Origin of the sequence: Shewanella xiamenensis (assembly GCF_014647135.1) — a bacterium.
Taxonomy (GTDB): domain Bacteria; phylum Pseudomonadota; class Gammaproteobacteria; order Enterobacterales; family Shewanellaceae; genus Shewanella; species Shewanella xiamenensis.
Genome location: NZ_BMOP01000019.1, coordinates 1 through 11,428, shown reverse-complemented (window position 1 = coordinate 11,428; position 11,428 = coordinate 1). Strand labels below are relative to the sequence as shown.

General features: G+C 45.8%; 9 protein-coding genes. 5 read left to right on the top strand and 4 right to left on the bottom strand.

Going from position 1 to position 11,428, the window contains the following annotated elements; all coding sequences use genetic code 11:
* Complete coding sequence (gene bioA / locus IEY09_RS15005) at window positions 1-1,359, bottom strand: adenosylmethionine--8-amino-7-oxononanoate transaminase (protein ID WP_188871685.1); 1,359 nt, start codon at window positions 1,357-1,359, stop codon at window positions 1-3.
* A gap of 122 nt (window positions 1,360-1,481) precedes the next feature.
* Here bioA and bioB point away from each other — a divergent pair, with 122 nt between their 5' ends.
* From bioB to bioD, 4 genes are all read left to right on the top strand, one after another.
* On the top strand, window positions 1,482-2,534 hold the full coding sequence (gene bioB, locus IEY09_RS15000) for a biotin synthase BioB (protein WP_011623120.1): 1,053 nt from the start codon (window positions 1,482-1,484) through the stop codon (window positions 2,532-2,534).
* Between the two features lie 219 nt (window positions 2,535-2,753).
* On the top strand, window positions 2,754-3,974 hold the full coding sequence (locus IEY09_RS14995) for an aminotransferase class I/II-fold pyridoxal phosphate-dependent enzyme (RefSeq protein ID WP_188871683.1): 1,221 nt from the start codon (window positions 2,754-2,756) through the stop codon (window positions 3,972-3,974).
* 170 nt (window positions 3,975-4,144) lie between these two features.
* Window positions 4,145-4,972 (top strand): malonyl-ACP O-methyltransferase BioC, encoded by an 828-nt coding sequence (bioC, locus tag IEY09_RS14990; protein WP_188871713.1) that lies wholly within the window; start codon window positions 4,145-4,147, stop codon window positions 4,970-4,972.
* Window positions 4,973-5,026: 54 nt separating this feature from the next.
* Entirely contained in the window at window positions 5,027-5,722 is a 696-nt protein-coding gene (gene bioD, locus IEY09_RS14985; RefSeq protein ID WP_188871681.1) for a dethiobiotin synthase, read from the top strand.
* Between the two features lie 82 nt (window positions 5,723-5,804).
* On the opposite strand, the gene IEY09_RS14980 is transcribed toward bioD, so the two are convergent.
* The 3 genes from IEY09_RS14980 to pepE form a co-directional block, all read right to left on the bottom strand.
* A complete protein-coding gene (locus IEY09_RS14980; protein ID WP_188871679.1) occupies window positions 5,805-6,773 on the bottom strand; it encodes a DUF3187 family protein in 969 nt (322 codons plus the stop codon).
* A gap of 676 nt (window positions 6,774-7,449) precedes the next feature.
* Window positions 7,450-9,033: a glucan biosynthesis protein G gene (locus IEY09_RS14975; protein ID WP_069455146.1), complete on the bottom strand. Its 1,584-nt coding sequence runs from the start codon at window positions 9,031-9,033 to the stop codon at window positions 7,450-7,452.
* Window positions 9,034-9,404: 371 nt separating this feature from the next.
* Window positions 9,405-10,115, bottom strand: coding sequence for a dipeptidase PepE (gene pepE, locus IEY09_RS14970; RefSeq protein ID WP_037419465.1), 711 nt, complete (start codon window positions 10,113-10,115; stop codon window positions 9,405-9,407).
* Between the two features lie 286 nt (window positions 10,116-10,401).
* Between pepE and htpX the strand changes: the two genes are divergently transcribed.
* Window positions 10,402-11,265 carry a protease HtpX gene (htpX, locus tag IEY09_RS14965; RefSeq protein ID WP_037419467.1) on the top strand — a complete coding sequence of 288 codons (864 nt, stop codon included), beginning with the start codon at window positions 10,402-10,404 and terminating at the stop codon, window positions 11,263-11,265.
* Window positions 11,266-11,428 lie beyond the last annotated feature (163 nt).

Here is an 11,428-nt window from a genome sequence, read left to right as displayed (position 1 = left end):
TTAGCCATGGCTGATGCAGATGTTTTGGCCTCGACTTGCGTCATCCGAAGTGGTTTTCGATGGTGTAATTGTGGCCGCGACTTGCTTCATCGCTTGGGTGAGTTGGCTGAGCTGCGCCGAACTTATCACATAGGGCGGCATAATATAAATTAGGTTGGCAAAGGGTCTAACCCATACGCCTAGGTCGACAAATTGCTGCTGCAGCGCCGCGGTATTCACCGCTTGGTGCATTTCTAACACACCAACCGCGCCAAGCACGCGCACTTCTTTTACGCTGGGAATATTGATGGCATCGGCAAGCTCGCGCTGCATTTGCTGCTCGATGGCAGCAACCTGTGCTGGCCATTCCTGCTGATTGATTAAATCTAAGCTTGCGCAAGCGGCGGCGCAGGCGAGGGGATTGCCCATAAATGTCGGGCCATGCATAAAGACGCCGGCGGGCGATTGGCTAATGCCTTGGGCGACGTTATCCGTGCATAAGGTGGCGGCAAGGCTGATATAACCGCCTGTTAATGCTTTGCCTAGGCAGAGGATATCCGGCGTGATGTCGGCATGTTCATAGGCAAATAATTTACCGGTTCGGCCAAAACCCGTGGCAATTTCATCGAGGATAAGCAGCACATTATATTCATCACACAGGGCACGCAGGCCGCGTAAATATTCGCTGCTGTAGAAGCGCATTCCCCCTGCACCCTGCATAATCGGCTCGATAATCACGGCGGCAATCTCTTGATGTTGCTCGCGCAATATACGCTGCATGGGTGCTAAATCGTCTTGGTGTAACGATTCACCAAAGGGCGTTTGCGGCGCGTCGACAAAACACTGTTTAGTGACTGCTTCACCAAACATGGTATGCATGCCACCTTCGGGATCGCAGACACTCATGGCAGCAAAGGTATCGCCATGGTAGCCCTTCTTCACCGTAAGAATGCGCTGTTTTTGGGCCTTTTGCGCTAAAGGTAAATCTTGCCCCTGCCAATATTGCAGCGCCATTTTGATAGCAACTTCGACGGCAATGGAGCCTGAGTCGCAGAGAAAGACTTTAGTGAGGGGTTCGCAGGTCATCGCCAACAGTTTTTTACAGAGTTCAATGGCGGGCTCGTGAGTAATGCCACCAAACATGACATGGCTGAGTTGGTGCAATTGCTGCTCCATCGCCGTTAATATTGCCGGATGACCATAGCCATGCACGCAGGCCCACCAAGAGCTGGTGCCATCAATAAGTTTACGGCCATCGACCAATTCCAGCTCGCAGCCTTGGGCACTATGTACCCCAAAAACAGGAAGTGCACGAGTCATGGAGGTATAAGGGTGCCAAATATGGGCGCTATCAAAATCCAAGTCGAGTAAATTGCGCATAAAAGCTCACAGTGTTGATTGAAAATTAATCAGTGGTAAACCTGTATCACTGGTTGGCGTTGACAGTTTAAGGGCTGAGGTTATCCTAGCCAAGGTAAAATACAAAAATAAAAGGGTGTTCAATGTCGCAGTTGCAAGTTCGTCATGATTGGAAGCGGGAAGAAATCGAAGCCTTATTTGCGCTGCCGATGAATGACTTATTATTTAAAGCCCACAGTATCCACCGTGAAGTGTACGATCCTAACGAAGTGCAGATCAGCCGCTTACTGTCGATCAAAACCGGTGCTTGTCCTGAGGATTGTAAATATTGTCCGCAGAGTGCGCGTTACGACACTGGCCTTGAAAAAGAGCGTCTATTAGCGATGGAAACCGTGCTCACCGAAGCGCGCAGTGCCAAAGCCGCGGGTGCTTCGCGTTTCTGTATGGGCGCCGCCTGGCGTAACCCGAAAGATAAAGACATGCCATACCTTAAGCAAATGGTGCAAGAGGTGAAAGCCCTCGGCATGGAAACCTGCATGACCTTAGGGATGTTAAGCGCCGAGCAAGCCAACGAGTTGGCCGATGCGGGCCTTGATTATTACAACCACAATTTAGATACCTCGCCTGAATATTACGGCGATGTGATCACCACCCGTACCTATCAAAACCGCTTAGATACCTTAAGCCATGTGCGCGCATCGGGCATGAAAGTTTGCTCTGGCGGCATTGTTGGTATGGGTGAGAAGGCCACCGACAGAGCGGGTTTATTGCAACAACTGGCGAATTTACCCCAGCATCCGGATTCTGTGCCGATCAATATGCTAGTCAAAGTGGCCGGTACTCCTTTCGAAAAACTCGATGATTTAGATCCGTTGGAGTTTGTCCGTACCATCGCCGTTGCACGTATTTTAATGCCTAAGTCCCGTGTGCGTTTATCCGCGGGCCGTGAAAACATGACTGACGAATTGCAGGCCATGTGTTTCTTTGCGGGTGCGAACTCGATTTTCTACGGCTGCAAGTTACTGACGACGCCAAACCCTGAAGAAAGTGATGATATGGGGCTGTTCCGCCGTCTGGGCTTACGCCCTGAGCAGGGCGCTGCTGCAACTATCGATGATGAGCAGGCGGTCTTAGCCAAAGCTGCGGCCCACCAAGATAAAGCCTCGGCACCTTTTTATGATGCGGCGGCGCTGTAACTAAAACTTATCGCCTCAGTAAAACTCGCTTTTTGGAGTTGCGCTTCGTTAAGCGGCGAAGCGCAGGTTCCAAAGAGTGATGCCGGCGGTGAGACTCTGTGAGCATTTGAGCTGACGTTGTGCCGAGACTGGGCGAAAAACCAGTCAAGACGCCGAGTAAGCCAGCAAAGTAAATTGCACAGCAAGAAAAGTTGAGCAAGACAAGTTGAGTAAGAAAAAATGAGTTCATCACTCACCTCAAAACTGAGTTCAAAAATCCTCGCCCGTCAGCAGGCGTTAGCCGAGCAAGGTTTGCTTAGGCAGCGTCAGGCGCTGTCGAGCGCGGCAGCACTCAGTAAGGATGGCCCTCAGTTTGGCTTAGCGGAGCAGCACTATCTTAACTTCAGCAGTAATGATTACTTAGGCCTATCCCGTGCTCCCGCATTGGTCGAGGCGCTGCACCTTGGCGCTAAGCAATATGGCGTGGGTAGCGGCGCATCACCACTGGTGACGGGCTACAGCGAGGCGCATTTGGCGCTAGAAACTAAGCTGTGCAAGATAACGGGATTTGAGGCGGCACTACTCTTTAGCTCAGGGTTTAGTGCCAATACCACCTTGTGTAAAACCTTGTTCGATAAGCATGATGTGGTACTGGCCGATAAACTGGTCCATGCATCGATTATTGATGGATTGCGCGACAGCGGCGCGGATTTTAAGCGCTTTTTACATAATTCCATCGAAAGTGCCGAGCGTTTATTAGAAAAGAACGCTGTATCTGCCCTTATCACTGAGAGTGTGTTCAGCATGGATGGCGATATCGCGCCGATTATGGCCTTATCCAGCCTTTGCCGGGCACATAATGCTTGGTTGATTGTCGATGATGCCCATGGCTTTGGCGTGGTGGATGCTGTGAGTGCTCAAGTTGAATCGGCTCCAGCTTCAAACCTTATCGATATCCAGATCGTGACCTTTGGTAAGGCGTTAGGTTGTCAGGGCGCCGCGATCCTCGGGAGTAGGCAGTTGATTGAATTTCTGGTCAGCAATGCACGGGAATATATTTATTCTACGGCGCTGTCGCCCGCTAATGCGGCTCTTGCCTTGGCCGCTGTTGAATACGCTGAGACCCATCCTGAGCTTAAGCAAAAATTGCAGCGCAATATCTTATTGTTCAAGCAGTTGTGCCAAGATGCGGACATTCCACTCCTAGGAAGTGACACGGCAATTCAACCTTTGATTATTGGTGATGCGACGCAAACCTTGCTGGTGGCGGAAAAGCTAAAGACATTAGGCATTTGGGTCGGCGCCATTCGTCCACCCACAGTGCCGGTCGGCTCGGCAAGATTGCGCATCACCTTAAGCGCATCCCATAGCGAGGCGGTAATAAGGCGCTGCGTCAGTAGTATTGCCACTGTGCTGAAGGAATGCGCACTGCCGAGGGTTTCTGAGCGGCCTGAACGGTAAGCCAGTACTTGATTCACATATCAGGTGAAAGGCAGGGCACTTCAATGCTCGGGTATTGAGTTCTTGAAATGCTCGAGTATTGAGAGCTTGAAGATAAGAGTCTGAAAGTAAGAGCTTGAACGTAAAAGCTTCTAAGTAAAAGTTTGATGTAAAAGTGAGAATAATCTGTGATGTCTATGCCGCTTGGCGTGAGTGTTAATTCCCATCAGTCTGCCAGTCAGGTCGAGCATATTGCCGATCGGTTTTCTGCTGCGGCCAAGCGCTATCAAGAACATAACTGTTTGCAGCGTTTAAGCGGCGCGAGTTTGTTGCAGGGATTTGTAGCCAAGGGCGCAATTCTTGATATTGGCGCAGGGCCGGGAACCAATTTTGATCATAATGCCACAGGCACAGATATCAGGGTCTATGCACTCGATATCGCTTTGGGCATGCTGCAACAGCTTAACGCGACTTACCCTTATCAACAGTGTGTTTGCGGTAATGCCGAGCAATTACCCTTTGCCGATGCGTGCATCGATAATATTTACTCCAATTTGGCACTGCAGTGGTGCCATGACTTTTCGGCTGCAACCAGTGAAATGGCCAGAGTCTTAACATCGGGTGGAGAAGCTCACCTGAGTATCGTGGCGGCAGGCAGCCTTGAGCAGTTATCCAATCTTGGTTTGAGGGTCAACTGTTTCTTATCCCTTGAAAGCTTACAAGCGGCATTTGACGACACAGATTGGCAATTTCTTGATGTGAAGCTCATGCCAATGACCGTCTATTTTCAAGATCTTAAAGCCTTACTCTATTCCATTAAAGGCGTGGGCGCATCGGTGCAATCCTCAGTACAGAGTCTAACTTCTTCTGAATCCGATGCCCATTTAGGTAAATTGCGTGGCCGTGACGATTGGCAGGCTTTACAACAACGCGCAGAGCAATTTCGTGAGGCACAGGGCCTGCCTTTAACCTATCAGATCGCCCAATTTCGTGTGCGTCGCCAAGGCGGCTCGGTATAAATTTCTAGCAACGGTTTGGCGCATAGTTGGCCAACAGATTAACAGGTAAAAGGCATGTTTTTTGTAACAGGAACAGATACCGATAGCGGTAAAACCTTAGTATCGACTGCACTCTTGACCGCATTCAACCGTGAAGTTCTGCGCGCAGGGTTTTCGCGCTCAAGTCTTGGGGTAAAGCCTGTTGCCTCAGGCTGTGAAATCACTGAAAAGGGCTTGCGTAACAGTGATGCATTAAAACTGATGTCGGCTTCATCCCTTAAACTGAGCTATGAGCAGGTGAATCCGATTAGTTTTGAACCTGCGATTGCACCGCATATTGCAGCAAAACAGCAGGGCGTTAATTTATTCCCTGAGGCAATTTTGGCCAAGCTTGATCGTGCGGCGTTTGCGCAGGCGGATTTTTGTTTGATCGAAGGAGCTGGCGGTTGGCGTTTGCCTTTAGGGGAAGGGCGCTACTTATCTGAGTTGGTACAACAGCTTAATTTACCCGTCATTCTTGTGGTGGGAATGAAGCTCGGTTGTCTAAATCATGCGGTATTAACTCAAGAGGCGATATTAGCCGATGGCTTAACGGTCGCAGGTTGGGTGGCAAACTGTGTCGATCCCAATATGAGTGTGTTCGATGAAAACTTAGCGTCGCTTAAAGAGATGATGGTATCGCCTTTCCTCGGGTGTATTCCTCATCTTAAGCAGGCGGATGCGGAGCATGCCGCCAACTTTATCGATATCCAATCCTTATTGCTGAAATAAGCTTATTCAAATAATAAGTTTGATATAAAAACAGAGGCTATGTCGCCTCTGTTTTTGTTGGCATAGTTTTAAAATATTGTGATTATAACTTAACGCGATAGCCAATGTTAAAGGCAATATCAGTGCTGTTATCCATATTGAAATAGTTTTCAACAATAGAGAACTCTATTGCACTGGTATCTAAATAGTAACGGTAGCCGAGTAATATTTCGTTAGAGGCTTTTGAAAAGTCATTTTCGGTTTCGAGTAAGCCCTGATAGTGATGTAATTCAAGCAACCAGCCATGGCGACCCGTTAAATATTCATAACCGAGATTGACGGAATAAGCATGATTATCGTAGCTTATCCCCGAAAGAACCTCATTACCCTGCCTAAAACTAACAGCTGCGGTAGAATGAATATGATGTTTTTCATAACCAAAGCTGTAATTAAGCTGTAACGCTTGTTCAAAGCTTTCATCTTCAAAGGGGCCTGAGTCGACATAGTTATAATATAGGCTGCCTCCTAAAGATAAGCCCTGATATTGGTTTTCAAACAATTGGTAGCCAACATAAAGTATGACGACATTATTGAGGTTTTCGCCCGAGATATTTTGCTGATTAACGCCATCTTTAGAAAATATTTGATTTTGATGTTTAGCGGCATCTTCACGACCATTTTGACTAAAACCAAATGCATCATGAAACCACATAGTTACTGAGTCTAAGTGATTATCGCCACTAAAACGCCAGTGATAACTGGTATCTATCATCCATTTATCATTGACTTGCCAAGTCAGTCCCCCTTCAAGGGTGTTGTGATAGTAATCGGCAAAATAGTCATCGCTTTCAGCCCAAACACTGGCTGCACTTGCGGATAAGTGCAGCTCTTTTTGACCTTCAGGTAACGAAAACCCTGATCTTAACATCGGTGTTAAACTGCCTGCTTGGGCCGGTGATTGCGCATAGCTGCGTAAAGGACCATAGTCACTAAAATCGACGGCAGTTGCCAAGACATTCGGGGTAAACAGTAACGAAAGCGTGAGAACTGATTTCAAGTGTGAAAATGGCATAGCATAAATATCCGTCTAGATGATGAGTCAGCTAGATTTGATAGGTTGAAGAAACTTAGCATTATCAAGCGAGATTAATGGAGAATATTAAGATGAATGTTAACCTTTATCGCCATGTTAGCATCTTGTTTACATGTTAAATCAGCAAATAGCTGAGTAATACTAAGGCTAGCCAAAATGCTCGTCCAATCATTGGTAATAAATAATATAAGATAAGTAACGTACTTGTAATTAACAATATTGTCGTTGGCTTACGAAAATACGCAGCATTTAATGTAGGTAACTTCATTTTTTCTCTAACATATTGATGATGCGAAAAATAACTAAACACTGAATAGGATGAGCACAATAGGTAGATATCTTATAAAAACGTAGCTTGTGTGAATATTCAGTTTTTTTGAGAGGCTAATATAACGCCGTAGGATTGGGGTGTAAATGTTATGAGATGCTAAATAGGATTCAAAAACTGGAACTGAAAATCCCTATTTTTGTTAGAGAAAAATAATCCTACTTATTCCGAAAAATACTGTGATAAGTTATCGGAAATATTAAACTGCTTAACTGTAAGGTTATTATTATGAGTGTGGAAATATTGATTTTATCCATAAAAAACGCCGGATTTCCGGCGATTTTTATGGTGTTAAGTAAAACGCAAATCGAGTCTTAGTTTATCGGCCTAGGGCCAATCATCACTGTTCCAGCGATATAGCCAAGTAGCGGCGACAGGTTTTTCATCTTTACGCAATTGAATGCGCAATTCTGCCACATTGGTACTTTCAGGCTCAAACGTAATGAAGATCCGAGCACCATTAATTTCAGGGTGAGCTACTATCCGAGATGAGAGGATTTTACCCTTACTGATACTGGCATCAATTGTAATTTTTTCAATATCTTGTGGCTTGATATTGCTGTAGTCGATAAGGAGTTCTTTGCCTTTGGCCTGTTTTTGTCCCTTAGAACTACGAATTACCCGTGCTTTGTTTGTAAAACTAGGGCTGTCATTAGACGCCGTAATGCGGTAAGAATAGCGATAGGGCTCAGCCTGCTTTAATCCCCCCTGAGGTTCCCAATAGGCGACGATATTATCATTGGTTTCGGCGCTTGATGGAATTTCAAGCAGTATTAATTGCCCTTTACCCCAATCGTTTAATGGTTCAATCCATGCAGAAGGACGTTGTTGGTAGTTCGCACCAAGATCTTGATAGTAGTCGAAGTTACGATGGCGTTGGATTAAGCCAAAACCCTTAATATCTTCGTCACCAAAGGCACTGATTTGCAGTTTGTTTGGGTTATTGAGTGGTCGCCATAAACGCTCACCGTTACCTCGATCAATTTGTAATCCTTCAGAGTTATGCACAGCAGGACGATAATCGGGTTTGTCAGGCGTATCTAAACCACCATAAAGAAACATGGAAGTCAGTGGTGCTAGGCCAACGTGGGCGATATCTCGGCGCGGAAAGAGGGTGACATCGACATCAACACGTGTCGGTGCTCCGGGATAAATACCAAAGCGATAGGCACCTGTAACACTCTGACTATCTAGTAATGCGTGTACTACTATCGCTGTTTGATATTTAGAGGGTCGCTCTATCCAAAAACGTTTAAATAAGGGATATTCTTCACCTTTAGGTTGGGCAACATCAATGGCTAACCCGCGGTTTGATAATCCATAGGTTTGGCCCTTGGATAATGCACGAAAATAGCTTGCCCCTTGAAACATAATGAACTCGTCTTTGACTTCATCGTCATTGATGGGGTAATGAAGTCGAACGCCTGCATATTGTCCTACCTGCGTGAGCAATTTCTCAATGGTATCATTGGGCACACTAAAGGAAGATTCTGTTAACTCGATAGGAAAAGCTCGGCTATTTTCAACGACATCAATATCCACCAAATTTTTGTATAAAAAACCGGGCGCAAAAAGTTGCACTGAAAACTTAGTGGGTGTTCCGCCCCAAATCGCAGCGTTTTCTTGATAATTGATCTTGCCATAAGTGGCGTAATCTAAGTCGATCAGTTCCTTCGGAGCCTTTCTAGCTTCTTTGAAGGGTTTTTGAGCCAGTTGCTGTGCTAACTCAACGACGGTGTCATGGGAGAATGCCTTAGCTTTTTTATCATCGCTTGCAGTGGCGGCATAGGCGGGGGCTAAACTACTGATGCTCATTATGCCGGCCAGTATAGACCCAAAAAAAAGTGTTAATTTGGTCTTTTTATGACCGTTCATCGGGGTTGAATGGTTCAATGTTGAATGCAGTCGCAAAATGAAAACTCCTCACTTGGATGGACCAAGGGTAAAAAAATACTCCTGTGCCTTGGTCATAACTCCCTAATTTTAAATAACTTAGAAAATTTGTTTCAGAATGTAGCTAGGGGTAAATGCAAAAATTAATCTTGTTTATCAAGGTGTTCGACAACGAAATTAGTGCAGATACTTAAGTGGTGCAAGTTTTTTCTCCTGCGGGAGATATGCCGATCCTTGCATGATGAAAGGATATTGATAGCGTGCAAGGTCAATAATCAGTCTAGTTTTTTGTCGCGTTCAACTCTTAAAGGAGCGGCATTTGCATGTTAAGTGGTTAGCTGAGTATGAATGTTACCCTATTTACCACGATGAATGCCGCTAACGAGATCTTATTTTAGCAAATGAGATAAATCGCTACCTACGGGAATTGGGAGCTCCTGCTGTTCGCCACAGAATAAATAGGCAGGGTTATCACCCAACAGTGATAAAGTGTCTCCCTGTCGCCATAGCGCACTGCCTTCAACAATGCCAATGACGGGCGTGATCGGATCAACACGGGTAAATTCGAGTAATCGCTGAGCTCGAGTTTCACCGTTATGTCCTGGTGCACGGTAGTTTGAATAATGTGGATTTACCTGAAAAGGCACTATGTTTAGGGCCGCGAATGATGGCGGTTCAATGATCGGCATATCGTTAGTTGTACGAATGCTTAATCCAGATACATTTGACCCTGCGCTCCAACCAATGTAAGGCTTACCGCTAAGGACTTCATTACGAATAAGCTGCACAAGATCGTACTTATACAACTCATGCAAAAGATGAAAAGTGTTGCCGCCACCAATTAAAATACCGTCGGCATCTTTAATCGCTTGGCGCGGATCAGGGTGTTGATGAATACCACTAATATCGAGTTTAAGCTCACTGAGTCCCGTCACTACAGACGCTAAGTAGGTATCGTAGCTCATGCTTACCCCTGCATAAGGAATAAAAATCCATTTTTGTGCGTGAGCGGTAAGTGGTTTGATAAAAGGCAGCGCATGGGAAAGATAAGGCGTGTCACCAACACGTGAACTGCTTAGCAGTAGGGCATTAACGGTCATTTTTTTATCCTTAAATCTCAGAATGTGCAGGCATGTTAACAAAGTTTAATTACGATAAACATAGATAAACACACATGAATTTGGCTGTAACACTGACAGCGCCTAGATTTAAGTTTGGCTTAATAGACTGTCCCTAGACTCACGAGCCATGAAAGGCTGTGTCTAAATTGAGAGAAAAATTAGCGATTAGAAAAACTCTTACCTTTACCCCTTGAATTTCGATTAATTGGACATATTATGTCTTTGAACAAAATAAATGGCACCTTTGTGCCGTAAAGGAGCTGATATGAAGCGTATATTTTTATTGATTGCGACTAACCTAGCCGTGTTGCTAGTAGCCTCAATTGTAATGTCTATTCTAGGCGTGAATACGTCTACTATGGGTGGACTCTTAGTGTTCGCTGCGATTTTTGGATTCGGCGGAGCCTTCATCAGCTTAGCGATTTCAAAATGGATGGCGAAAAAGACCATGGGTTGTGAAGTAATCACCACCCCACGTGATAGCACTGAGCGTTGGTTAGTGGAGACGGTTGCCCGCCAAGCCCAGCAAGCTGGGATTAAAATGCCAGAAGTGGCAATTTACCAATCGCCGGAGATGAATGCATTTGCAACTGGCCCAAGTAAGGACAACTCATTAGTTGCCGTAAGTACAGGTCTGTTGTATGGCATGAGTCAAGACGAAGTCGAAGGCGTACTTGCCCACGAAGTAAGCCACGTCGCTAACGGCGATATGGTCACTTTGACCTTAATCCAAGGCGTGGTGAACACCTTTGTGATCTTCGCGGCGCGTGTTGTAGCAGGCATTATCAACAACTTCGTCTCGAGCAATGATGAAGAAGGCGAAGGTTTGGGCATGTTTGCTTATATGGCAGTGGTATTTGTTCTTGATATGTTGTTTGGTATTTTGGCTTCAATTATCGTGGCTTACTTCTCACGTATCCGTGAATACCGTGCCGACGAAGGTGCAGCTCGCTTAGCGGGCAAGCATAAGATGATTGCAGCACTTGAGCGTTTACGCCAAGGCCCAGAAAGCTCAGCAATGCCAGCACAAATGTCTGCTTTTGGTATTAACGGCAAGCGTTCAATGGCTGAGTTAATGATGAGCCATCCACCTCTAGAGAAGCGTATTGCGGCTTTACAAACTCGTTAATTGAGTCCAAACGTTCACCAAAAGGAGACCTAGGGTCTAATGCCGTTCACTTAAGAGTGAACGGCATTTTTCTTTGGTCTAACCGGAAACTTGTTTTTGCTCATTTTAAGGACTCGTGGATATGCCCTTTCCCGTTTACCATCCAGCTTAAATTGCCGTGCAT

What these genes read in the sequence shown, in the direction of transcription:
- bioA (WP_188871685.1), bottom strand. Translation starts at nt 1,359, where the DNA reads ATGCGCAATTTACTCGACTTGGATTTTGATAGCGCCCATATTTGGCAC.
- bioB (WP_011623120.1), top strand. Translation starts at nt 1,482, where the DNA reads ATGTCGCAGTTGCAAGTTCGTCATGATTGGAAGCGGGAAGAAATCGAA.
- IEY09_RS14995 (WP_188871683.1), top strand. Translation starts at nt 2,754, where the DNA reads ATGAGTTCATCACTCACCTCAAAACTGAGTTCAAAAATCCTCGCCCGT.
- bioC (WP_188871713.1), top strand. Translation starts at nt 4,145, where the DNA reads ATGTCTATGCCGCTTGGCGTGAGTGTTAATTCCCATCAGTCTGCCAGT.
- bioD (WP_188871681.1), top strand. Translation starts at nt 5,027, where the DNA reads ATGTTTTTTGTAACAGGAACAGATACCGATAGCGGTAAAACCTTAGTA.
- IEY09_RS14980 (WP_188871679.1), bottom strand. Translation starts at nt 6,773, where the DNA reads ATGCCATTTTCACACTTGAAATCAGTTCTCACGCTTTCGTTACTGTTT.
- pepE (WP_037419465.1), bottom strand. Translation starts at nt 10,115, where the DNA reads ATGACCGTTAATGCCCTACTGCTAAGCAGTTCACGTGTTGGTGACACG.
- htpX (WP_037419467.1), top strand. Translation starts at nt 10,402, where the DNA reads ATGAAGCGTATATTTTTATTGATTGCGACTAACCTAGCCGTGTTGCTA.